The 25,618-nt window shown below is 73.4% G+C and carries 22 protein-coding genes; 16 read left to right on the top strand and 6 right to left on the bottom strand.

From position 1 onward, the window contains the following. The first annotated feature begins 247 nt into the window (after nucleotides 1-247). Nucleotides 248-1,396, top strand: a complete 1,149-nt coding sequence (locus AB0B63_RS03785; protein WP_208568804.1) for a polysaccharide pyruvyl transferase family protein — start codon at nucleotides 248-250, stop codon at nucleotides 1,394-1,396. A 162-nt stretch (nucleotides 1,397-1,558) separates the two neighbouring features. Here AB0B63_RS03785 and AB0B63_RS03780 read toward each other — a convergent pair whose 3' ends face one another. Next, the gene (locus AB0B63_RS03780) at nucleotides 1,559-1,756 is read right to left on the bottom strand and encodes a hypothetical protein (protein ID WP_357014343.1); all 198 of its coding nucleotides are present in this window, start codon (nucleotides 1,754-1,756) and stop codon (nucleotides 1,559-1,561) included. Between the two features lie 119 nt (nucleotides 1,757-1,875). Between AB0B63_RS03780 and AB0B63_RS03775 the strand changes: the two genes are divergently transcribed. Continuing rightward, a complete protein-coding gene (locus tag AB0B63_RS03775) occupies nucleotides 1,876-2,397 on the top strand; it encodes a DinB family protein (protein ID WP_357014341.1) in 522 nt (173 codons plus the stop codon). Nucleotides 2,398-2,417: 20 nt separating this feature from the next. On the opposite strand, the gene AB0B63_RS03770 is transcribed toward AB0B63_RS03775, so the two are convergent. Beyond that, on the bottom strand, nucleotides 2,418-3,311 hold the full coding sequence (locus tag AB0B63_RS03770; protein WP_357014339.1) for a carbohydrate kinase family protein: 894 nt from the start codon (nucleotides 3,309-3,311) through the stop codon (nucleotides 2,418-2,420). A 64-nt stretch (nucleotides 3,312-3,375) separates the two neighbouring features. Between AB0B63_RS03770 and AB0B63_RS03765 the strand changes: the two genes are divergently transcribed. Both AB0B63_RS03765 and AB0B63_RS03760 read left to right on the top strand, forming a co-directional pair. Beyond that, complete coding sequence (locus AB0B63_RS03765; protein WP_357014420.1) at nucleotides 3,376-6,681, top strand: DEAD/DEAH box helicase; 3,306 nt, start codon at nucleotides 3,376-3,378, stop codon at nucleotides 6,679-6,681. Nucleotides 6,682-6,779: 98 nt separating this feature from the next. Further along, complete coding sequence (locus AB0B63_RS03760; RefSeq protein WP_357014337.1) at nucleotides 6,780-7,901, top strand: SWIM zinc finger family protein; 1,122 nt, start codon at nucleotides 6,780-6,782, stop codon at nucleotides 7,899-7,901. A 117-nt stretch (nucleotides 7,902-8,018) separates the two neighbouring features. Here AB0B63_RS03760 and AB0B63_RS03755 read toward each other — a convergent pair whose 3' ends face one another. Beyond that, nucleotides 8,019-8,276 (bottom strand): DUF3040 domain-containing protein, encoded by a 258-nt coding sequence (locus AB0B63_RS03755; protein WP_208568800.1) that lies wholly within the window; start codon nucleotides 8,274-8,276, stop codon nucleotides 8,019-8,021. Between the two features lie 640 nt (nucleotides 8,277-8,916). Here AB0B63_RS03755 and AB0B63_RS03750 point away from each other — a divergent pair. The 5 genes from AB0B63_RS03750 to AB0B63_RS03730 are packed head-to-tail and all read left to right on the top strand — an operon-like array spanning nucleotide 8,917 to nucleotide 15,109. Beyond that, the gene (locus tag AB0B63_RS03750; RefSeq protein ID WP_357014334.1) at nucleotides 8,917-10,917 is read left to right on the top strand and encodes a DUF1800 domain-containing protein; all 2,001 of its coding nucleotides are present in this window, start codon (nucleotides 8,917-8,919) and stop codon (nucleotides 10,915-10,917) included. A gap of 44 nt (nucleotides 10,918-10,961) precedes the next feature. Next, a complete protein-coding gene (locus AB0B63_RS03745) occupies nucleotides 10,962-12,329 on the top strand; it encodes a DUF1501 domain-containing protein (protein ID WP_357014332.1) in 1,368 nt (455 codons plus the stop codon). Further along, nucleotides 12,326-13,747 carry a ferric reductase-like transmembrane domain-containing protein gene (locus AB0B63_RS03740; protein ID WP_357014330.1) on the top strand — a complete coding sequence of 474 codons (1,422 nt, stop codon included), beginning with the start codon at nucleotides 12,326-12,328 and terminating at the stop codon, nucleotides 13,745-13,747. The genes AB0B63_RS03745 and AB0B63_RS03740 overlap by 4 nt, the downstream gene beginning before the upstream one ends. 13 nt (nucleotides 13,748-13,760) lie before the next feature. Then, a complete protein-coding gene (locus AB0B63_RS03735) occupies nucleotides 13,761-14,339 on the top strand; it encodes an FMN-binding protein (protein ID WP_357014328.1) in 579 nt (192 codons plus the stop codon). Nucleotides 14,340-14,386: 47 nt separating this feature from the next. Then, on the top strand, nucleotides 14,387-15,109 hold the full coding sequence (locus AB0B63_RS03730) for an FAD:protein FMN transferase (protein ID WP_357014419.1): 723 nt from the start codon (nucleotides 14,387-14,389) through the stop codon (nucleotides 15,107-15,109). A gap of 461 nt (nucleotides 15,110-15,570) precedes the next feature. On the opposite strand, the gene AB0B63_RS03725 is transcribed toward AB0B63_RS03730, so the two are convergent. Further along, nucleotides 15,571-16,242 carry a bifunctional DNA primase/polymerase gene (locus AB0B63_RS03725; protein ID WP_208568795.1) on the bottom strand — a complete coding sequence of 224 codons (672 nt, stop codon included), beginning with the start codon at nucleotides 16,240-16,242 and terminating at the stop codon, nucleotides 15,571-15,573. Between the two features lie 251 nt (nucleotides 16,243-16,493). On the opposite strand from AB0B63_RS03725, the gene AB0B63_RS03720 reads away from it, so the two are divergent. From AB0B63_RS03720 to mctP, 7 genes are all read left to right on the top strand, one after another. Then, nucleotides 16,494-17,720, top strand: coding sequence for a helix-turn-helix domain-containing protein (locus AB0B63_RS03720; protein ID WP_208568794.1), 1,227 nt, complete (start codon nucleotides 16,494-16,496; stop codon nucleotides 17,718-17,720). A gap of 16 nt (nucleotides 17,721-17,736) precedes the next feature. Then, nucleotides 17,737-18,318: a flavoprotein gene (locus AB0B63_RS03715; RefSeq protein ID WP_208568793.1), complete on the top strand. Its 582-nt coding sequence runs from the start codon at nucleotides 17,737-17,739 to the stop codon at nucleotides 18,316-18,318. A gap of 55 nt (nucleotides 18,319-18,373) precedes the next feature. Further along, entirely contained in the window at nucleotides 18,374-19,240 is an 867-nt protein-coding gene (locus AB0B63_RS03710) for a Nif3-like dinuclear metal center hexameric protein (RefSeq protein WP_357014325.1), read from the top strand. Further along, entirely contained in the window at nucleotides 19,237-19,974 is a 738-nt protein-coding gene (locus AB0B63_RS03705; protein WP_357014323.1) for a C4-type zinc ribbon domain-containing protein, read from the top strand. Before AB0B63_RS03710 ends, AB0B63_RS03705 begins: the two co-directional genes overlap by 4 nt. 4 nt (nucleotides 19,975-19,978) lie before the next feature. Then, nucleotides 19,979-21,214: a bifunctional RNase H/acid phosphatase gene (locus AB0B63_RS03700; RefSeq protein WP_357014321.1), complete on the top strand. Its 1,236-nt coding sequence runs from the start codon at nucleotides 19,979-19,981 to the stop codon at nucleotides 21,212-21,214. 236 nt (nucleotides 21,215-21,450) lie between these two features. Then, nucleotides 21,451-21,693: a DUF3311 domain-containing protein gene (locus AB0B63_RS03695; protein ID WP_208568789.1), complete on the top strand. Its 243-nt coding sequence runs from the start codon at nucleotides 21,451-21,453 to the stop codon at nucleotides 21,691-21,693. Next, nucleotides 21,693-23,348, top strand: a complete 1,656-nt coding sequence (mctP, locus tag AB0B63_RS03690) for a monocarboxylate uptake permease MctP (RefSeq protein WP_357014318.1) — start codon at nucleotides 21,693-21,695, stop codon at nucleotides 23,346-23,348. Before AB0B63_RS03695 ends, mctP begins: the two co-directional genes overlap by 1 nt. Nucleotides 23,349-23,613: 265 nt before the next feature. Here mctP and AB0B63_RS03685 read toward each other — a convergent pair whose 3' ends face one another. Continuing rightward, nucleotides 23,614-24,837 (bottom strand): IS110 family transposase, encoded by a 1,224-nt coding sequence (locus tag AB0B63_RS03685; protein ID WP_357014316.1) that lies wholly within the window; start codon nucleotides 24,835-24,837, stop codon nucleotides 23,614-23,616. Between the two features lie 237 nt (nucleotides 24,838-25,074). Beyond that, a complete protein-coding gene (locus AB0B63_RS03680) occupies nucleotides 25,075-25,554 on the bottom strand; it encodes a MarR family transcriptional regulator (RefSeq protein WP_208568787.1) in 480 nt (159 codons plus the stop codon). Between the last annotated feature and the right edge of the window lie 64 nt (nucleotides 25,555-25,618).

Genomic DNA, 25,618 nt, shown 5'->3' with positions numbered 1-25,618 from the left:
ACACCTGCCGATGCCCGAACGTCAACACACCCGGCTTCGCCACCAGGACCTCCAACCCAACCCAAGATCAGTTGCACTGAAGCCTAGAAACCGCCCCGGGTGGATTGACGTAAACCTCTTGATCACCGGGGCGGGGACGGGGCGCGGGCGGGGCAGGGGAGGGCAGGGCTGGGGGCGGGGCTCGGCTGGGGCATGGGTTGGGGTTGGGGGGGAATGCGGGCGGGACGGTTCTGGGGAGGAGTGACGGATGAGGGGTCCCACCGGATTGACCATCGGTGTGCTCGGCTCGTACGGCGGTCGGAACCTCGGTGACGAGGCGATCCTCACCGGTCTGCTGGCCGACCTGCGGGAACAGGAGCCGAACGCCCGGATCATCGTGTTCTCCCGTAATCCGGCGCACACCGCGCTGGCCCACCCCGACGTCGAGGCGGTGCCCTGGGAGGGCGTGAGCCGGGTCGACTCGGCCGAGGTGCTGGCCCAGCTCGACCTGCTCATCCTCGGCGGGGGCGGCATCCTGTACGACAAGGAGGCCCGCCGCTACCTGCGCGTCGTGCGGGTCGCCCAGGAACGTGGGCTGCCCCTGCTGACGTACGCGGTGGGGGTCGGGCCGCTCAACGACGGGGTGGACACCGGCATGGTCCGGGAGACGCTGGCCGGGGCGACCGAGGTGACCGTCCGGGATCAGGAGTCCCGGATGGTGCTGGAGGAGGCCGGGTTGCTCAACCCGATCACCGTCACCGCCGACCCGGCGTTCCTGTTGGAGCCGGAGGACTTTCCGGCCCGGCTGCTGCGCGAGGAGGGGGTGCCCGCCGGCAAGCGGCTGGTCGGGCTGAGCGTCCGGGAGCCGGGGCGGGCCGCGGAACGACTCGACGTCGACGGGTACCACCGGTTGCTCGCCCAGATCGGCGACTTCCTGGTGCAGCGGATCGACGCGCACGTGCTGTTCGTACCGATGGAACGCGACGACATCCGGCACTCGCACGGGGTGCTGTCCCACATGATCGCCGCCGACCGGGGGCGCATCCTGCACGGTGACTACTCGCCCCGGCAGGTGCTCGGCCTGATGAAGCACTTCGACCTGGCGGTCGGCATGCGGCTGCACTTCCTGATCTTCGCGGCGATGGTCGGCACCCCGTTCCTGCCCCTGCCGTACGCGGGGAAGGTCTTCGACCTGGCCCAGCGGCTCGGGGTGCCGGCGCTGCGCGGCGTGGAGCGTGAGGTGGAGGGTCCGCTGCTGGCGGAGGTCGACCGGCTCTGGGACGAACGGGACTCCCGCCGCGAGGCCACCGCCCGCCGCGTCGCCGAGGTGTGCGACCAGGCCCGGGGCACCTCCCAGGTCACCCGGGCGGTGCTGGACGGCCTGCGTTCACGAACCCTGGCCCGGATGGCCGCCTGATCGGCGGGCGCGCGGCCCGGATGGCCGCCTGATCGGCGGGCACGTGGCCCGGATGGTTGCCTGACCGGCGGGCAGGCGGCCCGGAGGGTTGCGTGATTGGCGGGCACGTGGCCCGGATGGCGGGACCGGCGGGCAGGTCGGTTCCCGGCAACCGGGGCGGGGTCAGAGCACCGGGCCGCGCCAGCGGTAGCGCCACTGGTCGCCGGCCGACTCCAGCTCGTAGATGTGGGCGTCGGCCAGCCCCTGCGGGCCGAGGTGGTGATGGGTCAGCGGGGGCCGGTCGTTGCTGTCCAGCTCGACGTCGACCGCCTCGCCGTCAGCCGGGCCGTCCGCCAGGAGAATCCGTACCGTCGAAGACATGCGCCCATCCTGCCAAGCCGGCCGCCGGGCCGCAGGGTTTGCCGGGACAGCGGGACGGCTCCGACGGTCCGGACCGCGCCGGTCGGCCGGCCGGGTCGGGGTGCGGGTATCGTCCGCTGATGGCGGAGATTCAGATCGACCCGACGCTCGCTCCGGTGTTGGCCCGCACCGGTGACGAGCGGGCGGTGCTCGACGCGTTCCTCGACTTCCACCGTGCGACCGTGCTGCGCAAGGCACGGGGCTTGACCGACGCCGAGGCGTCCCGTCGGCTGGTGCCGTCGGCGACCACCCTGGCCGGCATCCTGCGGCACCTCACCCTGGTCGAGCGGAACTGGTTCCCGTTCCTGCTCGCCCCGGCCCCCGGCGATGTCGTCCCCACCTCCGAGGAGGACGCGGCGGCCAGTTTCGCCCTGGTGCCGGGGGAGACCCTCGACCAGCTCACCGACGGCTACGAGCGGGCGTGTGCCAGGTCCCGCGAGTTGGCCGCCCGGTTCCCCCTGGACCATGTGGTCGCGCAGCCGCAGCTCGGTGAGGTGTCGCTGCGTTGGATCATGGTGCACATGATCGAGGAGACGGCCCGGCACGCCGGGCACGCCGACATCCTCCGTGAGCTGACCGACGGCAGCACCGGCGCGGTCTGACCCTCTGCCGGAGCACGACGTCAGCCGGGCCGGCGTGGGCCGGGCGTGGCGGGGAACAGCCCGGTCGGATACTCCATCCCGTCGTGGGTGCAGGCCGCCGCAGCGACCCGGGCGGCGTACCCGGTGGCCGGCAGCAGCGCCGCCCCGCGCAGCCGGGCGGCGATCAGGCCGGCGGCGAAGGCGTCGCCCGCCCCGTTGGTGTCGACCACCGCACCGGGCGGTGTCGTCGTCGGCACCCGCACCGGGGGCCGGTCGCCCGGGTGGACGTCCGCGCCGTCCGCTCCCCGGGTCACCACCACCGTCCGGGGGGCGAGCGCCGCGGCGACCGCCGGGGCCCGGTCGCCCAGCCGGACGCCGCTGACGAAGACCAGGTCCGCCGCCTCGGCGAACGGCCGGTGGTACGGGTCGTCGCCGTCCCAGTCGTGCAGGTCGGTGGAGAGCAGCACGCCCGGGGCCAGCGCGGCGCGCAGCGTGGGCAACCGGCCCCGGACCCAGTCCATGATCGAAACGTGGACGTGGGCCGCGCCGCCGGCCAGCGCGGCCAGTTCGGCGCGCGGGAACGGCGGCTCCCCACGCCACGGTCGGGGGTCGTAGAGCGCCATCCGGCGGCCGGCCGGGTCGACCAGGTTGACCGACCGGCGGGTGCCCCCGGGATCGTCGGCCAGCACCGACCGGATGCCGGTGCGGGCCAGCGCGGCGCGGACCACGTCGCCAGCCGGGTCGACCCCCAGCACGTCGACCACCGTCACCGTCAGTCCGAGCGCTGCGGCGGCCAGCGCCACCCCCGACCCGGTGTTGCCGACCCGCAGCTCGATCCCGGGAACGGTGACGGAGTCGGCGAGGGGCAGCGGCAGCGTGGGCACCCGGGTGCGGATGTCGACGCCCAGCCCACCGACGACGAGCAGGTCCACCATGGCGTCGACGGTAACGGTGCGCCGCCGCCTATCCTGGCCCCCGGGCGTCGACGAGGGGGAGACTGTGCTGGTCGTCCACGGGGTGTGGCTGGTCGGGGCCGGTCTGGCGGTGTGGGCGGAGGATTCCACCCGCCCGACGCAGGTGCCGCGCCGCCCCGGCCGGGCCCCGCGCGAACGCCCCCATCCCTTCGCCGCCGAACCGGCCGCCCTGTGCGCGTTGTTCGGTGACCGCCCGGCCGACGCCGTGCTGCTCACCCTCCCCACCCGGGCCGGTGCGCCGCTGCACTCCCCGGAGCTGGTCCCGGCCACCGTCGGGGAACCGGTCCGCGGCCCGGTCACCCTCGCCGCCTGGCGGACCCCCGCCCTCCGGTACGCCCCGGACGACGCGTTCGCCCTGCTGCGTACCCTCGACGGGCTCGACGCCGTGGTCGGGGCGGGCCTGCGGCACCTCGCGGAGCTCGCCGACTTCGCGGCGGACCTGGTGGCCCGGGGCCGGTTGCTGCCCGGTGTGGCCGACCGCCCGACGGGGGAGGTGCCCCGGTCACCGGCGGGCCGGCGGGCGGCCGGCCGGTCGGTGCCGTCGGCGGGAGCGGCGGTCGGATGGGCGGTGTGGCGACCCCTGCTCACCGGCGCGGACGCCGCCTGGGCCCGGTCGTTGGCCCTGGCCCTGCCGCCGGCCACCCGGGCCGCCGTCGACACCCCCACGCCCACTTCCCGCTCCCGTTCCGGGTCACGCCGGCCGACCGGCCTACGGTCCGAACCCGGGGAGGTGTCGCCCGGTTCCGGCACCACCACGGCGGCCCGACCCGGTGTCGACGTGCCGGCCGGGGCCTGGTCCGGTTCCGACGCGGCGGCGGGCGCGCGGTCCGGTGTTGCCGTGGTCGGGTCGGCAGGTCTGGTCGCCGACGCGGTGGACCTGCTCACCGATGCCGCCGCCCGCCGGGTGCTGGCCGACACCGACCTGGTCCGGGGCGGTCGGCGCGACGGCGCGACGGCCGCTTGGCTGGCGGCCCTGACCGGGCCGCAGCGGCGTTTCACCGCCGAGCCCACCGCGTTGGCCACCCTCCGTACCGAGCTGGACGCCTGGCAGCGCGACGCGGTGGGCGGCCCGGTCCGGGCCAGTTTCCGGCTGGTCGAGCCGGCCGACGACGAGATCGTCGAAACCCTGACCGTGGTGCCGGCCGACCCGTCGACCGTCATCGGGCAGGGTGGACGGTGGCGGATCGAGTTCGGCCTCCAGGCCGCCGACGAGCCGGGCCTGCACGTGGCAGCCGGTGACATCTGGCGGACGCCGGAGCGGTTGCCGGCGCTCGCCGGCCGGTGGAACGACCCGCAGGAGACCCTGTTGGCCGAGCTGGGCCGGGCCGGGCGGCTCTGGCCGGAGCTGGACGAGGCGTTGCGCACCCCCGCCCCGGAGCAGTTGGAGTTGGACGTCGAGGGTGCGCACCGGTTCCTGCGTGACGGCGCACCGGTGCTGCACGCCGCCGGCTTCGGGGTGCTGCTGCCGTCGTGGTGGCGGCGGCCGTCGGCGCGGCTCGGCACCCGGTTGCGGGCCAGCAGCCGGACCGCCCCGGGCACCGTCGCCGCCACCTCCGGGGGGCTCGGGCTGGACGCGCTCGTCGACTACCGATGGGAGGTGGCGCTCGGTGACGAGACGGTCGACGCCGACGAGCTGGCCGCCCTGGCCGCGATGAAGACCCCGCTGGTGCGGCTGCGGGGCCGGTGGGTGGAGCTGGACCCGAAGCGGCTGGCCGCCGGCCTGCGACTGCTGCGTTCCCCCGGCGAGCTGACCGTCGCCGACCTGCTCAAGATGGGCCTGACCGGGGCGGACGACCCGGAGGCGCTGCCGGTGCTTCAGGTGACCGCCGACGGGCCGCTCGGTGACCTGCTGGCCGGGCAGGCCGAACGGCGGCTCGTCCCGCTGGACCCGCCGCCCACCTTCCAGGGAACCCTGCGGCCCTACCAGCGGCGCGGGTTGGCCTGGCTGGCCTTCCTCCAGTCGTTGGGGCTCGGCGGGGTGCTCGCCGACGACATGGGGTTGGGCAAGACCGTGCAGCTGCTGGCCCTGCTCGCCGGGGACCGACCGGACGCCGGACCGACCCTGCTGGTGTGCCCGATGTCGCTGGTCGGCAACTGGCAGCGGGAATCGGCCCGGTTCACCCCCGGGTTGCGGGTGCACGTGCACCACGGCGCGGACCGGGCCCGGGGAGCGGAGTTCGAAGCGGCGGTGCACGCCGCCGACCTGGTGCTCACCACCTACTCGGTGGCGGCCCGGGACGCGGTCGCGTTGGCGTCGGTGGGCTGGCACCGGGTGGTTGTCGACGAGGCCCAGGCGATCAAGAACGCCGCCACCCGGCAGGCCGAGGCGGTCCGGGCGCTGCCCGCCCGGCACCGGGTCGCCGTCACCGGTACGCCGGTGGAGAACCGGCTGGCCGACCTCTGGTCGATCATGCAGTTCGCCAATCCCGGCCTGCTCGGCCCGGCCAGCAGCTTCCGGCAGTCCTACGCGGTGCCGATCGAGCGGCACGGGGACGTCGACGCGGCGGCCCGGCTGCGCCGGATCACCGGCCCGTTCGTGCTGCGCCGGCTCAAGACCGACTCCTCGATCATCTCCGATCTGCCGGAGAAGCTGGAGATGGAGGTGGTCTGCAACCTCACCGCCGAGCAGGCGTCGCTCTACCGGGCGATCGTCGACGAGATGCTCGCGAAGATCGAGTCCAGCGACGGGATGGAACGGCGGGGCCTGGTGCTGGCCACCATGACCCGGCTCAAACAGGTCTGCAACCACCCCGCCCAACTGCTGCGCGACGGTTCACCGCTGGCCGCCCGCTCGGGCAAACTGCAACGGTTGGAGGAGATCGTCGACGAGGTGCTCGCGGCCGGCGAGAAAGCCCTGCTGTTCACCCAGTACGCCGAGTTCGGCGCGCTGCTGCGCGGCCACCTGTCGGCCCGCTTCGGTCGCGAGGTGCTCTACCTGCACGGCGGGGTGGGCAAGGCCGACCGGGACGACCTGGTCACCCGCTTCCAGTCCCCGGACGGACCGGCCCTGTTCGTACTCTCCCTCAAGGCCGGCGGTACGGGGCTCACCCTGACCGCCGCCAACCACGTCGTACACGTCGACCGGTGGTGGAACCCGGCGGTGGAGGACCAGGCCACCGACCGGGCGTTCCGGATCGGCCAACGGCGACGGGTGCAGGTCCGCAAGTTCGTGTGCGCCGGCACCGTCGAGGAGAAGGTGGCCGCGATGATCGCCGACAAGCGGGCCCTGGCCGCATCGGTCGTGGGCAGCGGCGAACAGTGGGTCACCGAGCTGTCCACCGGGCAGCTGCGGGAACTGTTCACGCTGGACGCCGGGGCGGTGGTCGAATGACCCCCCGGCGTGCCGGACCCCCCGCCGACGGCCCCGGCACGGCTGATCCTGACCCGGTCGGGTCGGGGCCGACCGGTCCGGCGGCGGAGGGCTCCGCAGTGGGGGGCGCGTTCGCCGACTTCGGCCCGCCGCGTCGGGTCGACGGCGGATTGCGGGCGCGCAGCACCCGGGGGGCGATCGGGGTCTCCTGGTGGTCCCGGCGGTTCCTGGAGGTGCTGGAGTCGTTCGCGCTCGGCACCCGACTCACCCGGGGCCGGGCGTACGCCCGCCGGGGGCAGGTGCTCCGGCTCGACGTGTCACCCGGGCGGGTCGAGGCGAGTGTGCAGGGCTCCCGCCCCCGGCCCTACCCGGTGGTCATCACCCTGCCGCCGTTTCCGGAGGCGCTCTGGGCCCGGGTCGAACGCGAGCTGGCCGGTCAGGCGTTCTTCAGCGCCCGGCTGCTCGCCGGTGACCTACCGGCCGAGTTGGAGGAGCTGTTCGCCGGTGCCGGTGCGCCGTTGTTCCCCGACTCGGTGGGGGAGCTGACCCAACGCTGCGGGTGCCCCGACTTCGCGGTGCCGTGCAAGCATCTCGCGGCGACGTTCTATCTGCTCGCCGAGGCGTTCGACGCCGACCCGTTCCAACTGTTGCACTGGCGGGGCCGCAGTCGCGACGGCCTGCTGGGCCGGCTCCGCTCCCTGCGCGCCGAGGCGGTCGGTCGGCCGTTGCCCGCCGGGGCGGTCGGGTCGTCTCCGCCCGCCGTCGTCGACCCCGCCGGCGGTGCCGACCCCGTCGTCGTCGGCCCCGCCGACGAGTATCCGGGTGGTGGGCCGGAGGCGCTCTCCCCGGCGGGTGGGCGGGCTGACGTCACCCGGGCCGGGCGGCAGGGTGCCGGATCGGCGGGCGGGCCGGCCGGTGTTCCGGCGTCGTGCGTACCGGACGGCGGTACGCCCGATCGGACGTCGGGGCCCGGGTCGTCGGTGGTGGAAGGGGTGGCATCCGGGCCACCGGGCGCTGTGGCGGGGGCGGCCCGGGTGCTCGCCGACCTGCCCGACGCGCCGCTCACCGAGGCGGTGGACCGGTTCTGGCTGCCGCCGGTGCCGTTACCGGACCGGCCGCCCGTCCTGGCCACCGGTCCGGAACTGCTGCTGCGGCAACTCGGCTCGCCCGCTGCGACGATCGGCGGCCCCGGCCTGCTGGAACGCCTGCGCCGGGCCTACCAGGCCCTCGGCCCGTCCTGACCAGTGGTCCGCCCCGACCCGTGACGGTTCATGGTCGACACCAGTGGGGCGATGTCGGGGTGTCCCCGTCGCGTCGACCCCGCACCATCGCCACCCTGGTGTCGACCATGACGCGGGTCAACGCCAGCGGTGCCGGAAATGCCACATCAGGCCGGTGTTGGCTGCCACGAGCACGACGCACGCGGCACCGGCCGTCCGTCCGGCCACGACGGTCATCGCGGGCAGCGACGCCCACAGGATGACGGTCAGCAACATCAGCCAGCGTCCGCGCCGGGCCCGGACCCGATGGTCGAGTCTCGCGAAGAACTTCGGGTCGCTCTCCCGGAGCTGCCGGGTGATCTGTTCGAATCTGCGCTGATCCTCTTTGCTGAGCATGGCGGTGCCTTCCCCTCACGGCTGTCAGCGGTTCGGCGGCTTGTCAGCGGTTCGGCGGCTTACCCGCTCCGGCTGCGGGTCACGCCCTCCTGCTGCTGCTACTTTCGGTCCCACCCACCAGCCGAAGGGGACAGGCCGACCGAAGGCACACCCGGCCGACCGAACGACGCAGACCGGTCGACGGCACCGCGACAGACGACACCGGGCCCGGCCCGGCTGGCGGACGGGCGCGGCGAGGCTGCGGGTGGCCCCGGCCCGGCGTGCGGGTGGGTGGGCCGGGTGAAACCGGGCTGCGGGGGCGTTCGGTGACTCTTCGCCCAGGCTTACCGGTGGCTTAAGTTTCGCTGTGCCGGTGAACGTCGGACGCGGTGACGCGTACCGCTGCGTCGTGACGGCCGGGCTGCCGACGGACACGTCGTCCCTGCTGGGGACGCCGCCGGCCGACCGGGGTGTGGCAGCCCGGCTAACCGGGGTGCTGAGCTGCGGCTTAAGTGCCCGCCGGGGCCGCCGCGACCCGCCTTGAAGGCGCCGCACCCCTTGGCTACCTTCCCCGCAACGACTCCTCCGGCAGCCGCCGCCGCACCCCTGCCCGCCCCAGGCCGCAGTGGTACGACGCATCGAAAGAAAACGGGACCGGTACATGGCCGACCAGAAGGTGCCACCCCGCCGACCGCACGCCACCGACGAGAGTCGTTCCGGCGCACCCTACGGCGAGCCGACCGCCGGACCCCCGCCGGTGTCCCGGGGACCACAGTGGGTGGGGCCCGAGGGGTTGGGTCGGCAGGCTTTCCACCAGCCGGCCGGCACCGGACTACCGCACCTGGACGACGACGACGACGACGACGGCGACGGCGACGACCGCGACCGCGACCGGGTCGGCCGGCGGCGCGCACTGGTCGCGCTGGGCGGCACCGCCGCCGTGGTGGCGGGCGGCGCGGCGCTGGCGATGAGCCCTCAGGTGCGTGGTCTGTTCGGCGACGACGCCGCCGGGGACGCCACCGGCGTCACCGCCACCGACGGCACCCCGGCCCGCCCGAGCGGCCAGCAGCCCAGCACGGTACGCACCTACACCGAGCAGAACGAGAGCTACATGGGCTCCCGGGCCGGTGCGGCGCTGAAGAAGAACTCGCCCAGCGGGGGGCGTACCTTCTCCGGCCCGGCCGACGCGGCGGCGCGGACCCCGGTGACGGTGCGGACCGTGCTGGCCAAGGATCCCGTCCGGCACCTGGCCGGCCGGGCCACCTTCGGGGCCACCCCGAAGGTGCTCGCCGACATCAGGCGGATGGGCATCGACGCCTGGGTACGCCAGCAGCTCGACCCGGAGAAGATCGCGCCGAGCGCCGCCGAGCTGAAGCTCGCCGAGCTGCCCACCCTCAAACTGACCAGCCAGCAGCTACGCGACCAGCGGGAACAGCTCAACGCGCGGGGCGCGCAGCCGGAGCGGGAGATGGTCGACGGGACGCTGGCCCGGCAGATCTGGTCGGAACGGCAGCTGTACGAGGTGATGGTCGACTTCTGGAACGACTTCCTGCACGTCGCGGCGGACTTCGACGGCGGTGAGGCGTACCGGAACTCGTTCGACCGGGACGTGGTCCGCAAACACGCCATGGGCAGCTACCCGGACATGCTGGTGGCGGCGAACAGGCACCCGGCGTTGCTGCTCTATCTCAACCAGAACGACTCCCGGGCCGACGCGGTCAACGAGAACCTGGCCCGGGAGAACCTGGAGCTGTACTCGGTGGGGGTCGACGGCGGCTACACCGAGAAGGACGTCCGGCAGGCCGCCCTGCTGCAGACCGGCCGGGGCGTCGACGACGGGCGGTACGTCTTCCGTCCCGAGCGGCACTACCGGGGCAAGGTGAAGATCCTCGGCTTCAGCCACCCCAACGACTCGACCGACCCGAAGAAGGCCGACCAGGTCATCGACGCCTATATCACGTACATCGCGCTGCACCCGTCGACCGCCAGGTACGTGGCCCGCAGCCTGGCCACCCGGTTCGTCTCGGACACCCCGCCGAAGTCCCTGGTGGACCGGCTCGCCAACATCTACACGGTCAACAGGGGCTCGGTGAAGCCGCTGCTGATGTCGCTGTTCAGCTCGTCGGAGTTCTGGGCGGCGGTCGGCCAGAAGGTCCGCCGGCCGATGGAGTACCTGGTCGCCACGTACCGGACGCTGGGCGTCGGGCCGCAGGCCGGGCCGGGCTTCCGGCAGGGCGACAGCAAACGCACCGCCTTCGCCCAGGGGCTGCGCCAGATCCACGACAAGCTGCGCGAGCTGGGCCAGTACCCGATGGGCCAACCCACCCCCGACGGCTACCCGGACGTCTACGTCGCCTGGACGTCGGCCGGCACGATGGTCAACGGCTGGAACGAGGCGGCGGAGCTGATCGCCGGCCGTCGTACCCAGTTCACGTACACCCGGCCGGAGAAGCTGGTGGCGAAGCCGCCGCCGACCGCCGGGGCGTACGTGGACGCGTTGGCCCTGCGGCTGGTGCACCAGAAGCTGTCGGCGCGGGAGCGCACCCTGATCCTCGGGGTGGCCGGGGTGTCCGCCACCGCACGGGTCGACGCCACGTTCGACGGGGCGATCGCCGCCGTCGCGCGGGCGATCCTCGCGTCCCCCCAGCACCACCTGCGGTGAGGCAGACGATGGACAAGCCGGTGACGCACCCGAGGGAGAAGACCGTGCCCGCGTTCCCCCTGCACCCCGAGTGCCCCGACCTGCGCCGCCTCGCCGACGACCCGACCGAGGCGCTGCTGCGCGCCGAGGCCGACCTGGTCGCCGCCGAGAACGCCGCCGAGGCCGACCGCTACCGTCGGCTGGAGGACCTGGAGGAGGCCCAGCAGGACGGGCGCGGGGTGACCCGGCGGACGTTCGTCGCCGGGGCCGCCGCCACCGCCACCACGCTGGCCACCGCCCAGTTCGTCACCACCTCCGCGTCGTTCGCGGCGACGAGGACCGGCACCCTGATCCACGTCTTCCTCTACGGCGGGCTGGACGGGCTGAGCCTGGTCGCCCCCGCCGACGACCCGGTGCTCGCCAGGGCCCGCCCCGACCTGCTGCTCGGCGGGGACTCGCTGGCCCTGGGCCGAGGGTTCAAGCTGACCAGCGCGTTCGCCCCGCTGGAGAAGTGGCTGAAGGCCGGTCAGCTCGGGTTCGTCCCGGCGGTCTCCGACGAGCGGTTGTCGCGCAGCCACTTCCAGGCCGCCGACGCCTGCAACCTGGGCGGTCTGCCCAGCGAGACCGGCGGCCGGGGCTGGCTGGACAGCCTCGTCGACGCCCTCGGCAAGGGCACCGCGTTCCGCAGCGTCGGCATCGGCAGCACGCTGCCCCGTTCACTGGTCGGCACGAACGGCGCGTTGTCGCTCAACAGCGTCGGCTCGCTGCGGCTCAACGGCGACGACCGCTACCGGGCGGCCACCGAGAAGGCGATCCGGGGCCTGTTCACCGGGATCAACCACCCCGTCGAGGAGGCGGTGATCGAGGGGATGGGCGCGTTGGCGACCGCCCAGCAGCTCGCCGCGAAGCCGTACCAGCCGGCGGAGGGCGTGACCTACCAGGGCGTCGGGTACGCCTTCCAGCAGCTCGCCCAGCTGATCAAGGGCGGGTCGAACGTCCGGGTCGCCACGGTCGGGATGGGCGGCTACGACACCCACGAGAACCAGGGCACCCGCCCCGGCGGTCAGCTGCACCGTCGGCTCGGCGAACTGGCCGGCGCGATGGCGGCGTTCTTCACCGACCTGGGCGACCGGGCCGCCGACGTCACGATCATGGTGTCCAGCGAGTTCGGCCGTCGGGTCGCCTCCAACGGCGGCGGCACCGACCACGGCCACGGCGGGGTGGTCACCATCCTGTCCGGGCGTCGGCTCGCCGGCTCGCTGCTCGGCAGGTGGGACGGATTGAGCGATCTGGACTCGGGAGACGTACCTGAGTACAACAACATGTTCGACGTCTACGGTGCGGTGGCGCAGGGCCGGTTCGGGCTGACCACCGCCCAGGTCGACAAGATCTTCCCGAGGAAGAAGTACACCCCGATGAAGCTCTACGCGTGACCTATCAGGACATGCACGCCGCCGGCCGTCGCACCGGGGACCCGTCCCGGTCCGGCGGCCGGTCGGCTGCGTCCGTACGCCCGCCGCCCGCCCTGCCACGACGGGGGTCGGCCGGTCGGCGGGTGGTGTCCGGGCTGTTCTGGGTGGGCCTGGTGGCCGCGGTGCTGCCGTGGTGGCTCGACACCCCGGCCGGTTCGCTGGCCGGCACCGCCGACGTGCTCACCGCCGCCGGTCGGGTCACCGGCCTGGTCGCCGGCTACCTGCTGCTGGTGCAGGTGCTGATGATGAGCCGGCTCGGGGTGCTGGAACGCGGGGTCGGCGGCGAGCGGCTGTCCCGGGTGCACCGGGACCTGGGCGCGACGCTGCTGGTGGCGGTGCTGGCCCACCTGTCGCTGCTGGTGGTCGGCTACGCGCGCACCCAGGGCAACCCGGTCACCGCCCAGGTGGGGGTGCTGCTGCGTGACTTCGACGACATGGTGTCCGCGTTCGTCGCGGCCGGCATCCTGGTGCTGGTCGGCTGCACCGGCATCCGGGCGGTCCGCCGGGCGGTGCCCTACGAACTCTGGTACCACCTGCACCTGACCAGCTACCTGGCGCTGCTGCTCGGTTTCGGCCACCAGTTCAGCAACGGTGCGCAGCTCTTCCCACCCGGCCCGGTACGCACCGGCTGGATCGCCGGCTACCTGCTGGTCGCCGCCGCCCTGGTGTGGGGCCGGCTGGTCGCGCCGCTGCTGCTCAACCTGCGGCACCGGCTGCGGGTCGCCGACGTGGTGGCGGAGAGCCCCGACACGGTGTCGCTCTATCTGACCGGTCGTCGGCTCCAGCAGCTCGACCTGCTCGGCGGGCAGTACCTGCGCTGGCGGTTCCTGACCCGGGGCTGCTGGTGGCAGTCACACCCGTTCTCGCTCTCCGCCGCCGCGAACGGCCGCTGGCTGCGGCTGACCGTCAAGGTGGTCGGCGGGCACACCGCCGACCTGCGCGACCTCGACCCCGGCACCCGGGTCTGGGTGGAGGGCCCGTCCGGCACGTTCACCGCCGCGCACCGGACCCGGGACCGGGCCCTGCTGATCGCCGGTGGCAGCGGCATCGGACCGCTGCGGGCGATGCTGGAGGAGTTGCCACCCGGCGCGGCCCTGATCTACCGGGCCCGCACCCCGGCCGACGTGCTGCTGCACCACGAGCTGGACTGGTTGGCCCAGGCCCGGCAGACGTCGGTCTGGTATGTCATCGGCTCCCGGGACGACCCCGGCCCCCGCCAGGTGATGAGCCCGGACGGGCTGCGCCGGCTGGTGCCCGACCTGATCCGCCGCGACGTGTACCTGTGCGGGCCGGAGGGGCTGGTCGAGTCGTCGATGCGGGTGCTCCGCCAGGCCGGTGTGCCCCGCCGGCAGATCCACCTCGCCCCGTTCGAGCTGTAGGAAGGCACCTGACATGCGTCGCGCGCTGCTCGCGATCACCGGGCTGGCCGCCGGCACCACCGCCCTGGTGGTGCTCAAGGGTGCACCGGACGCCCGCCAGGTCGCCCAGGACCTGCCGGCCGGTGCGCCGGGCGGCACCACCGCGGCCACCCCCGGCGCGGCTCCGGAGCGGGCCGCCGCGAAACCCCGACCGACCGGCCGACCCGGCACCACCGCGGCCCGCACCCCGGGGGCGGGCCGGACCGGCACCGGAGCCGGCCCACGCAGCGCCCCGGCCGCCCCGAGGACCAGCGCCGCCGCGCCGAAGTCGACCACCCGCAAGGTCACCGGGCCGGTGGTCGTCACGGAGTTCGGCAACGTGCAGGTGCAGATCACCGTCACCGGCACGAAGATCGTCAACGCGGTGGCCCTGGAACTGCCCCAGGGCGGCCAGTCCGACCTGCGCAGCAACCGGGTCGACGACACCTACAGCGGCACCTCCGGCACGGTGGTACGCCAGCAGGACGCCAACCTGGACACCGTCTCCCAGGCGACCGCCACCAGCAACGGTTACCGGCAGTCGTTGCAGGCCGCCCTCGACCAGGTGCGCTGATGACCGCGCCGGTGACCCGGCCCGGCCTGCGCCGGGTCGAGCAGGTGATGGGTACGGCGATCAGCCTGGACCTCGCCGACGACCTGCCCGCCGCCACCCTGCGCGAGTTGGCCGACGACACGTTCCACTGGCTGCGCGAGGTCGACACCCGGTTCACCACCTACGCCGAGGACAGCGAGGTGTGCCGCGTCGACCGGGGGGAGTTGCCGCTGTCCGGGGCGTCGGCGGACCTGCGGGCGGTGCTGGCCCGCTGCGCCGACCTGTGGGGCGACACCGACGGCTTCTTCGACGCGTACGCCACCGGGCGGCTGGACCCCTCCGGTTACGTGAAGGGCTGGGCGGCGCAGGTCGCCTCGGACCGGCTGGTGGCCGCCGGGGCGGTCGACCACTGCCTCAACGCCGGCGGTGACGTCCGGGTACGCGGGCACTCGTCGTCCGGGCAGCCGTGGCGGATCGGCGTCCGGCACCCCTGGGACGCGTACGCCACCTGCCTGGTGCTCACCGGCACCGATCTGGCGGTCGCCACCTCGGGCGTCTACGAGCGGGGCCACCACGTCGTCGATCCCCGGCGGGGCGGCCCGGCCCGGGGGTTGCGCTCGGTCACCGTGGTCGGCCCGGACCTGGGCGTCGCCGACGCGTACGCCACGGCGGCGGTGGCGATGGGCGTGGCCGGGATCGGCTGGCTCGACCGGCTGCCCGGCCACCTGCACGCGGTGGTCACCGACGACGGTCGGCTGCTGCGCTCCACCGCCCTGCCGCTGGCCGACTGACCGCCCGTGCCGAGTGTCACCAGGTCGGTGGACGACGCGCGCCGACGCACAGGCCGGCGGCCCGCAGTCCGGGGTGCTCCGGGCCGCGTGGGGGGCGGGCGTTCACCGGGCCGTGTGGGGTGCGGGTTTTCACCCGGCCGGGCACGGTGTGGGCGTTCGCCCGAGCGTGCCCGGTGCGGGCGTTCACCGGGCCGTGCGGTGGGTGCCGGCCGGGCGGGAGCCGGTCGGCCGGGGGCGGCCGGGTCGGGAACCGGCGGGCCGGGTGTCCGACCAGTGTCGGGGCCGTCGCCGGTGGGGTGGTTCGGTGCCGCCGGTGTGCCGCATCTCGTCGTCCCTGGCCATGTCCTACCCCCGCTCCGGTGGCGCGTGCGCGCCGTCGTGGTGTGCAACGAGTCCGGCGTCGGCGGGGACGTTGGCGGGAACCCGACCCCGCCGACGCCCGTCCCGCCGCGCCCCGGCGGTCAGTGGCCGCGGCGGGGCAGCGGGAGCTGGCCGGGCAGCAGCTCCGGGGTCAGCGTCACCCCGTCGGCCCGCAACGCCCCGATCAGGGTGTTCTGCAACAGGTACGAGTCGGGCAGCTGCCAGCGGGCCTGCTCGGGGGCGACCGCCCAGCGCACCGGGCCCTCGGGCAGCCTGGTGGGGGGCGCGGGGATCCACGAGCCGGTGCCGTGCCGGACCACGTGGAAGCAGTGTTCCAGCTCGGGGCGCAGCGGGTCACCCGGGCGGACCAGGAACATCCACCGGCCGGTCGGGGTCACCACCACCGGGCCCCGGGCCCCGGGGCCGGCGGGGTGGCCGGGCACGGCGTCGAGCAGCCGGCGGCCCAGGTGCGCCGACACCTCCAGCACGTCGAACGCCCGACCGGTGGGCAGCAGCACCCCGTGCGGGCGGCTGCGCCACCAGGTGGCCACCCGGGCCGGGTCGGTGCTCGCCCCCCGCTCCCAGTTCTCCAGCGCGGGGTGGCAGCCGACGGTGGGACAGCCGGCCCGGCCGCACACGAAGCGGCTGCGCGCCAGACAGGCGCCGGGGGTCACCTCCCAGCCGTGCACCGCGTACCGCACGGCGATCCGGCGCAGCCGGACCCGTTCGATCGGCGACAGCTGGGCGACCCGTGGCCCGACGTTCCCCCACATGTCCCGTGCTCTCCTCTGGCCTCGACCGGTCACCCGCCACCCCTCACGTCGAGCGCCGTCACTGTCGTGATCCGGGATCGTTGACCTGACGAACGGCTCATGCAACTTGCACGAAGGTACGAAAAGCAGGTGTACGAACGACGTACACCCTGTGCGACCAGCGAATACCTGGGACGGACGGATCGGAGGCGCCCAGTGCGGGTCGTCCGGAGCCCGGTCGGACGACCCACGAGGGGGAGGAACGGGAGAAGATGGACGAGCTTCCGATAGGGCGGCGGGTGGCCTACTGGCGCGGGCGGCGCAAAATGTCCCAGCAGGTCTTCGCCGACCGACTCGGCAAGTCCAAGAGCTGGGTCGACAAGGTCGAGCGCGGGGTCCGCCGGCTGGACAAGTTCTCCGTGCTCTACGAGATCGCCGTGATCCTCCGGATCGACGTGCAGCTGCTGCTCGGCAAGGACCCGGAACGGCGCAGCGACGCGTTCAGCTGCATCGACCAGGTCGAGGTACAGGAGATCCGGGCCGCCCTGGAGCAGTACGCCTCGATGACCGTCTACTTCGACGCCGTGGCGTACCCGCCGCCGCTGTCCGACATGCGCAAGGCCGTCACGCACGCCTGGCTCACCTACCAGTACGGCCGCTACGGGATGCTCACCCGGGCGCTGCCGAAGCTGCTGCGGGAGGCCCAGGCGGCCGACGCCGGCTACGGCGGGGAGCAGGGCAAGGAAGCCGCCCACCTGCTCGGGCAGGTCTACCAGATCGCCTCCTCGGTGCTGCGCAAGCTGGGCGAGTGCGAGCTGGCCTGGTTGGCCGCCGACCGGTCGATGGCGGTCGCCCAGCGGGCCGACGACCAGTTGCTGGCCGGTGTCGCCACCGCCCGGGTCTGCAACGCGCTGGTGGCGATGGGCCGGGCCCGGCCCGCCCTGGAGCTGAACGTCAGCATCGCCAACCGGCTCGCCCCCGGCGGCATGAACGACAGCGCGCCGGACCGGCTCTCCGTCTACGGCATGCTGCTGTTGCAGGGCGCGATGGCGGCGGCCCGGTTCGGCGACTCGGACACGGTCGAGGACCTGCTGCACGGGGCCCACGAGGCGGCCCTGATGCTCGGCGGCGACCAGAACCACTACTGGACCTCGTTCGGCCCGACCAACCTGGAGCTGCACCGGGCCGCCGCCGCCGTGGAGCTGGGCGACGGCGGGCGGGCCGTGGAGATCCACCAGCGCATCCCCGAGCCGAGCTTCAACGGGCTGCTGCCCGAACGCCGGGCCCACCACCTGCTCGACATCGCCCGGGGCTACGCCCAGCTCGGTGACGTCGCCAAGGCGGGGGAGATGCTGCTGCGCGGCGACCGGCTCGCCCCGTCCGAGATCCGCTGCCGACCCATCGCCCACGAAGTGATGTCCGACGTGCTGCGTCGCACACGGGGTGCGTTGCCCGCGCCGATAGCGGAGTTGGCTGAGCAGATGGGAGTCGGAGTATGAACACGGCGGCGGCCGGATGAGCGGCAGCCCCCACCAGAGCAGTGAGCACCGCGGCGTGCTCTACGTCATCGCCTGCGGTTCGCCGCTGGCCCGTCACCTCGATCGACTCGTCGGCCTCGCCCAGGACGACGGCTGGGAGGTCTGCGTCGTCACCACCCCCGACGGGGCCAAGTTCGTGGACCGGGCCGAGCTGGCCCGGCAGACCGGGCACCCGGTGCGTACCCATTACAAGAACCCGGGCGACCCGGATCTGCTGCCCCCGGCGGACGCGATGGTCGTCTGCCCGGCGACCGTCAACACGGTCAACAAGTGGGCGGCCGGGATCACCGACACCCTGGCGCTGGGCCTGCTGGTCGAGGGGCAGGGCCGGGGGGTGCCGGTGGTGGTGGTGCCGTTCACCAACGCGGCGATGGCCGCGCACCCGGCGTTCCGGGCCGGTCTGCAACGGCTGGGCGAGTGGGGTGCCACGGTGCTCTTCGGCGACCACGTCTACCCGCTGCACCCACCCGGTACGGGAGAACGGCACCTGCACACCTTCCCGTGGGAGGCGGCGGTGGCGGCCCTGCCCGACCGGTCCCGGGCCGCCTCGGCCGCCTGACCCGCCGGACGGGCGTGGGCGTGGCCGCCAGTGCGCGCCGGTAAGCTGACCGGCCGTGAGCACAACCGCGTCCCCGCCGTCCGTCGCCGATGTCGTCGCCGCGCTGGACCGCCGTTACCCGCCGGCCTGGGCCGAGGAGTGGGACCGGGTCGGTCTGGTGCTCGGTGAGCCCACCGACCCGGTCCGCCGGGTCTACGGCACGGTGGACGTCGTTCCCGAGACCGTCGCCGAGGCCCTCGCCGCCGGGGCCGACCTGATCGTCGCGCACCATCCGTTGCTGCTGCGTGGTGTGTCCTCGGTCGCCCCGACCACCTGGAAGGGGCGGATCGTGCACGACCTGATCCGCGCCGGGGTGGCCCTCTACGTGGCGCACACCAACGCCGACATCGCCGCGCCGGGCGTCTCCGACGCGCTGGCCGCCCGGTTCGGGCTGACCGGCCTGCGTCCCCTCGCGCCGTCCGCCCCCGGTGCCCCGTCCGCCGGTGGTGGTCGGGGCATCGGCCGCATCGGCGAGCTGCCCGCCCCGCTGACGCTGGCCGAGCTGACCCGGCACGCCGCCGCCGTCCTGCCCGCCACGGTCTGGGGGGTTCGCGCCGGAGGCGATCCCGGGCGTATCGTGCGTACCCTCGCGGTCAGCGGTGGCTCGGGCGAAGGTTTCCTGGCTGCCGCGTCCGCCGCCGGGGTGGACGCGTTCCTCAGCTCCGACCTGCGGCACCACCCCTCCGGTGAGCACCTCGCCGCCGGTGGGCCCGCCCTGTTGGAGGCCGCGCACTGGGCGACCGAACGACCCTGGCTGGACGACGTGGCCGCCCACCTGCGGGCCGACTTCGGCGTCGAGACCGTGGTGTCCGATCTGGACACCGACCCGTGGACCGTGCACGCCGCCGCACCCGCGATGGACGACAAGGAGCCCCGACCGTGAAGGCTGAACCCCAGGTCCAGCGCCGCCTGCTCGATCTCCAGGCGATCGACACCACCCTCGCCCAGCTCGCCCACCGCCGCCGGTCGCTGCCCGAACGGGCCGAGCTGGAGGGCCTGGCCCGGGAGCTGTCCGCGCTGGAGGACGAGCGGGTCCGCGCCCAGGTCGCCGTCGACGACCTGGACCGCGACATCGCCCGGTTGGAGAAGGACATCGACCAGGTCCGGGCCCGCAAGAGCAAGGACGAGTCCCGGTTGGCCAGCGGCAGCGGGCCGGCCCGCGAGCTGGAGGCGCTCCAGCACGAGCTGGTCTCCCTCAACCGCCGCCAGGGTGACCTGGAGGACGCCGAGTTGGAGCTGATGGAGCAGCGGGAGACGGCGCAGGCCACCCTCGACGGGATCGAGTCCCGGCTCGCCGAGACCCGGGACCGGCGGGCCGCCGCCGAGCAGCGCCGCGACGAGAGCCTCGCCGCCATCGCCAAGGAGGAGGAGTTCAAGCAGGGCGCGCGTAAGCCGCTCGCCGCGGACCTCCCCGCCGACCTGGTCACCCTCTACGACAAGATCCGCGCGGACACCGGCCTCGGTGCGGCGCTGCTCACCGCGGGCCGCTGCGGTGGCTGCCGGCTGGAGCTGTCCGGCGCGGACCTGGCCCGGATCCGCAGTTCGGCCCCGGACGAGGTGGTCCGCTGCGAGGACTGCCGGCGGATCATGGTGCGTACCAACGAGTCGGGGCTGTAGCCCGGTGGCGGTACGCGCGGTCGTCATCGAGGCCGACGGCGGGTCGCGGGGCAACCCCGGGCCGGCCGGTTTCGGTGCCGTGGTCCGGGACCCGGCCTCCGGGGAGGTGCTGGCCGAACGCGCCGAGGCGATCGGGACGGCCACCAACAACGTCGCCGAGTACCGGGGGCTGATCGCCGGGCTGGAGGCCGCCGCCGAGCTGGGCGCGGTCGAGGTCGACGCCCGGATGGACTCCAAGCTGGTCGTCGAGCAGATGTGCGGCCGGTGGCAGATCAAGCACCCCGGGCTGCGTCCGCTCGCCGCGCGGGCCGCCGCCCTGGTGGACCGCTTCGACAGCGTCCGGTTCAGTTGGATCCCCCGGGAACGCAACCGGCACGCCGACGCCCTGGCGAACGCGGCGATGGACGCCGCCGCCGGCAAACCGTCCCGCGCGGCGGCCGTACCGGCCGGCGGCGGGGCGTCCCGGTCTCCCGGTGACGAGCCGTCCCGGTCGGTGGCGGGCGTCGACTCGCCGGGCCGGGCGCAGGCCCGCGAGGTGGCCGCCCGTGCCGCCACCCGCAGCGCCGGGACCGACCCGGCGACCGCCAAGGCTTCCTGGGAGCCGAGGCCGAGCTTCACCGCCACCCGGCTGATCCTGGTCCGGCACGGGGAGACCGAGTGGACCGTGCAGCACCGCTACGCCGGCCGCGCCGACGTGCCGCTGTCCGAGTCCGGCCAGGCCCAGGCGCGGGCCACCGCCACCCGGGTGGCCGCGCTGGTCCCGTCCGTCGCGGCCGTGCTCAGCTCCCCGCTGTCCCGGTGTACGGCCACCGCCGAGGCGATCGCCGGGGCGCTCGGCGGTCTGCCGGTCCGTCGGCAGGACGACTGGGTCGAGTGCGACTTCGGCGACTGGGACGGCCACACCTTCGCCGAGGTACGCGACCGGTGGCCGGGCGAACTGGACGCCTGGCTCGCCTCCACCCGGGTCGCCCCGCCGGGCGGTGAGTCGTTCACCGAGGTCGGGCAGCGGGTCGACCGGGCGATGGTGGCGCTGCGGGAGGCGTACCCCGGGGAGACCGTGGTGGTCGTCTCGCACGTCTCGCCGATCAAGCTGGCGTTGCGCGACGCCCTCGCGGCCGGCGACGCCATCCTGCACCGGCTCTACCTGGACGCGGCCGGCATCTCGGTGCTCGACATGTGGCCCGACGGGGGCGTCGCGGTCCGCTCCGTCAACGACACCGCCCACCTCCCGACCCGCTGATCACGGATAGTCCGCCGGCCGGCCCGGGACGTCCCGGGCCGGTTCGTCGTTTCCCGGTTCGTCGTGAACCGCCGCATCGTTCGTCGCGGGTCGATGTGTCTGTCCGTGCGTCGCACCGTTCGGCGCAGCCGGGCGGCCGTTGAGCGCATCGTCGCGCGCCGATTGAACGTGATCGGGTTCACCGGGTCGTAGCGTCCGGCCGTTACTGGCCGGCACGACTACCGGAGGTGGGTCAGATGACCGCTGCCGAACCGGAGACGCCGCGTGCGGCGTCGTCCAGGGCGAAGGACCACAGCCCCTGGAACTGGTTGCTCTTCATCCCGATCGTGGTACCGCTGATCCCGATGTTCTTCAATGCGGACTCGCCCCGGTTGTTCGGCTTTCCGCGCTTCTACTGGCTGCAACTGGTCTGGATCCTGCTCGGCGTGGCCACCACCACGCTGGTCTACCAGATGACCAAGAAGCGGGGAACCCGCTGATGTGGCGTGATCACTTGACCGAGATCATCGTCTTCTCGGTGCTGTTCCTGCTGGTCAGCGGCATGGGTTTCGTGGCGGCCCGGTGGCGGGCGCCGAAGGACATGGCCCACCTCGACGAGTGGGGGCTGGGCGGGCGCAGCTTCGGCGGCTGGATCACCTGGTTCCTGGTCGGCGGTGACCTCTACACGGCGTACACCTTCGTGGCGGTGCCGGCGCTGATGTTCGGTGCGGGCGCGGCCGGGTTCTTCGCCGTGCCGTACACGATCGTCATCTACCCGCTGGTGTTCCTGGTGCTCTGCCGGCTCTGGTCGGTGTCGCACCGGCACGGCTTCGTCACGCCGGCCGACTTCGTCCGCCGCCGGTTCGACTCGCCGGTGCTGGCGCTGCTGATCGCGATCACCGGCATCGTCGCGACCATGCCGTACATCGCGTTGCAGTTGGTGGGCATCGAGGCGGTGCTCAAGACGATGGGGGTCACCGGGGACAGCGCGGTGGCGCGGCACCTGCCGATCATCATCGCCTTCGCGATCCTGGCCGCCTACACCTACCAGTCGGGGCTGCGTGCTCCGGCGCTGATCGCGTTCGTCAAGGACACCCTGATCTACATCGTCATCCTGGTGGCGGTGATCTACCTGCCGTACAAGCTGGGGGGTTGGGGTTCGATCTTCGACGCGGCGGACGCGAAGTTCGCCGCCTCACCCAATCCGAACGACGGCATCCTGCTCAACGCCAACAACCAGCTCCAGTACGTCACCCTGGCGTTCGGTTCGGCGTTGGCGCTGTTCCTCTACCCGCACAGCATCACCGGCGTGCTGGCCAGCCGGAACCGGGACGTGATCAAGCGGAACATGTCGGCGTTGCCGGCGTACAGCCTGCTGCTCGGTCTGATCGCGCTGCTCGGTTTCATGGCCATCGCGGCCGGGGTGAAGCCGCTGCCCGGGGCGAAGGAGGACACCGTCGACAGCAACACGGTGGTGCCGGTGCTGTTCGACCAGCAGTTCCCGGACTGGTTCGCGGGGGTGGCGTACGCGGCGATCGGCATCGGCGCGCTGGTGCCGGCGGCGATCATGTCGATCGCGGCGGCGAACCTGTTCACCCGCAACATCTACAAGGAGTACCTGAAGCGGGACGCCAGCCCGGCCCAGGAGGCGAACGTCTCGAAGATCGCCTCGCTGGTGGTCAAGGTCGGCGCGGTGGCCTGCATCGTCTTCCTCGACCCGCAGTTCTCCATCGACCTCCAGCTCATCGGCGGCGTGATCATCCTGCAGACGCTGCCGGCGGTGGCGCTGGGCCTCTACACCCGCTGGTTCCACCGGGGCGCGCTGATCGCCGGCTGGGCGGTCGGCATGGGGTTGGGCATGTGGATGCTCTACCAGATCCCCAACCCGGCGTCGAAGCGCGCGCACTTCGGCGGGTCGGCGTTCCCGCTGTCCGACTTCGGCTTCGACACCAAGAAGACGATCTATGTGGGCATCGTGGCCGTGCTGGTGAACCTGGTGGTGGGGGCGCTGGTCACGCTGGCGCTGCGGGCGGCGAAGGTGGCCGAGGGCACCGACGGCACCACCCCCGACGACTACTTCGCCGACGAGGGCGACCCCCGCGTCACCCCCGACACCACCCGCCCCGCCGCCCCGGCCCGCGAACCAATCGCCTAACCCCGCCCTCCTCCCTTCCCCGCCCCCCTCCCGCCTCCCGTCTGACCCCGTTGATCAAGAGCTTTACGTCAACATCCGACCAAGAACTGACGCAAACCTCTTGATCACGCGACTGACCCGGTCGCCGTGCCCGGGGTCGGCCGGCTGGGGCTGGTGATCAAGAGGTTTGCGTCAAGTTCGATCTTCAAGTTGACGCAAACCTCTTGATCAACCCGGTCGGGCGGGGGTGGGAGGGGGTGAGAGGGGGGTGTCCCTATGGGTTTGGTCAAGCGGTGGCGGGGCTGGTGGGGCGGGGTTGGTAGGGGATCTTGTCGCGGAGCATGGCGTATAGGACGTCGCAGCGGCGTCGGGCGAGGCAGATGAGGGCGGCGTTGTGGCGTTTGCCTTCGGCTCTTTTGCGGTCGTAGTAGGCCCGGCTGACCGGGTCGGCTAGGGACGCGAACGCGGCGAGGAAGAACGCGCGTTTGAGGTGTTTGTTGCCGCCCCTTGGTGGGTGTTCGCCGCGGATGCTGGTGCCGGAGCGTCGGGTGACGGGGGCGAGTCCGGCGTAGGCGGCGAGGTGGCCGGGGGTGGCGAAGCTGCTGGCGTCGCCGACTTCGAGCAGGATCCGGGCGGCGGTCCTGACGCCGATGCCGGGCATCGAGGTCAGGACCGGGGCAAGAGGGTGCGCATCAAGCATCCTCTCGACCTCTTTCGCGACCTGGTCACGTTGTCGCAGAACGTCGCGGAGGCTGTCGGCGAGACGGGGCAGGATCGTCTCCGCCGCCTGGGTGCCGGGGACGGTGACGGTCTGCTCGTCGAGGGCGGTCATGATCTGCTCGACCAGGCGTTCGCCCATCCGGGGGGCGTGGACGGCGGCGATCGACAGCAGCTTGCGGCGGCCGGCTTTGCGGAGCCCGGCCGGGCCGCCGCAGCGTGACAGCAGCTCCAGGACCGCCTTGTGGTGCGCTTTCGGGCCGAGGACCCGTTCCAGGGCGGGGTGGATCTGGGTGAGCAGCCCACGGATCCGGTTGGAGATGCGGGTGGCCTCGCCGGCGAGGTCGTCGTCGAAGCCGACCAGGACTTCCAGTTCGGCTAGGGCCTCGTCGCCGACGTCGACCCGCCGCAGGGTGTGCGGCAGGGTGCGGGCGGCATCGGCGATGACGTAGGCGTCGCGGGCGTCGGTCTTCGCCGAGCCGGGATGCAGGTCAGCGATTCGGCGCATCGCCAGGCCGGGCAGGTATGCAACCTGATGCCCGCACGCCCGGGCGACCGCCACCGGCAGGGCGCCGATCGAGGCGGGCTGGTCGACCACCACCAGCACCCGGCCATGACGAGCCAACTTGTCGAACAGCTCCCGCAGCCGGGCCTCGGTGTTCGGCAACGCCGCGTCGTGCAGCCGCTTGCCGTCCGGGGCCAGCCCGACCGCGTGATGCTCACCTTTGCCGACGTCCAAGCCGAGGTAGACGCCGTATCCGTCGTGCACCACACCCGCCTCCACGCATCGCATCGTGGCCTCGGCCGCAGTCAGGGCGTCGGACTGCCGGCAGCCACGTTACGAAGAGACCTACCCCGAACACGGGGTGGCCGTGTCCCTATCAGCGGTCCGCCGACGCCACCCGACCCGGCGACAACACCCCCCGGATCATCCGAACGACAGGGGCAGAAAGTCATACCGGGCCGGGCGACCGAGGGTCCCCGGCTGGGGACGATCAAAAAGGTAACGGGTGGGGTGGGGAGGGGTGGGTTAGGGGCGGCGGGTGCGGGTGTCCAGGGCCTGGTTGAGGCGGGTCAGGAGGGTGGCCAGGGTGTCCCGGTCGGTGGGGGTCCAGTCGGCCAGGATGTCGCCGTAGAGCCGGGTCCGGGCGGCCCGGACGGCGGCCATCCGGTGCAGGCCAGCGGGGGTGGGGGAGATCACCGTGCCCCGGCCGTCGACCGGGTCGGGGGCGCGGGCGATCAGGCCGTCGCGTTGCAGCGCCGACACCTGGCGGGTGACCGTGGAGCCGTCGAGGTTGAGCCGGGCGGCCAGCGCCGAGACGTTCTGCGGGCCGGTGGCGTCCAGGTGGCGCAGGATCACGTACGCCGCCCGGTCGAGGACCCGGTGCTCGGCGCTGCCGGTGGCCCGGCGGGTGGCCTCGCCCAGCCGCATCAACAGGGCGACCTCGGTCTCGATCCGGCCGAGGGTGGCCTCGTCCGACTCCGTTCGCTTCGCCTGGTCGTCGCTCATAGCTGTATGATACAACAGAATTAACTGTATGATACAGCTATCTGTGGCTTCGGCCCGACAGGAG

Source organism: Micromonospora sp. NPDC049081 (assembly GCF_040648835.1).
Lineage (GTDB): Bacteria > Actinomycetota > Actinomycetes > Mycobacteriales > Micromonosporaceae > Micromonospora > Micromonospora antibiotica.
The sequence above is the reverse complement of the archived record's forward strand: the minus strand, read 5'-3'. Positions and strand labels throughout refer to the sequence as shown.

Bases quoted from the DNA above. Each gene is read 5' to 3' on its own strand.
- AB0B63_RS03775 (WP_357014341.1), top strand. From the start codon at position 1,876: ATGGCGGAGATTCAGATCGACCCGACGCTCGCTCCGGTGTTGGCCCGC.
- AB0B63_RS03750 (WP_357014334.1), top strand. From the start codon at position 8,917: ATGGCCGACCAGAAGGTGCCACCCCGCCGACCGCACGCCACCGACGAG.
- mctP (WP_357014318.1), top strand. From the start codon at position 21,693: ATGTGGCGTGATCACTTGACCGAGATCATCGTCTTCTCGGTGCTGTTC.
- AB0B63_RS03695 (WP_208568789.1), top strand. From the start codon at position 21,451: ATGACCGCTGCCGAACCGGAGACGCCGCGTGCGGCGTCGTCCAGGGCG.
- AB0B63_RS03680 (WP_208568787.1), bottom strand. From the start codon at position 25,554: ATGAGCGACGACCAGGCGAAGCGAACGGAGTCGGACGAGGCCACCCTC.
- AB0B63_RS03780 (WP_357014343.1), bottom strand. From the start codon at position 1,756: ATGTCTTCGACGGTACGGATTCTCCTGGCGGACGGCCCGGCTGACGGC.
- AB0B63_RS03715 (WP_208568793.1), top strand. From the start codon at position 17,737: ATGAGCGGCAGCCCCCACCAGAGCAGTGAGCACCGCGGCGTGCTCTAC.
- AB0B63_RS03725 (WP_208568795.1), bottom strand. From the start codon at position 16,242: ATGTGGGGGAACGTCGGGCCACGGGTCGCCCAGCTGTCGCCGATCGAA.
- AB0B63_RS03735 (WP_357014328.1), top strand. From the start codon at position 13,761: ATGCGTCGCGCGCTGCTCGCGATCACCGGGCTGGCCGCCGGCACCACC.
- AB0B63_RS03720 (WP_208568794.1), top strand. From the start codon at position 16,494: ATGGACGAGCTTCCGATAGGGCGGCGGGTGGCCTACTGGCGCGGGCGG.
- AB0B63_RS03785 (WP_208568804.1), top strand. From the start codon at position 248: ATGAGGGGTCCCACCGGATTGACCATCGGTGTGCTCGGCTCGTACGGC.
- AB0B63_RS03685 (WP_357014316.1), bottom strand. From the start codon at position 24,837: ATGCGATGCGTGGAGGCGGGTGTGGTGCACGACGGATACGGCGTCTAC.
- AB0B63_RS03755 (WP_208568800.1), bottom strand. From the start codon at position 8,276: ATGCTCAGCAAAGAGGATCAGCGCAGATTCGAACAGATCACCCGGCAG.
- AB0B63_RS03730 (WP_357014419.1), top strand. From the start codon at position 14,387: ATGGGTACGGCGATCAGCCTGGACCTCGCCGACGACCTGCCCGCCGCC.
- AB0B63_RS03770 (WP_357014339.1), bottom strand. From the start codon at position 3,311: ATGGTGGACCTGCTCGTCGTCGGTGGGCTGGGCGTCGACATCCGCACC.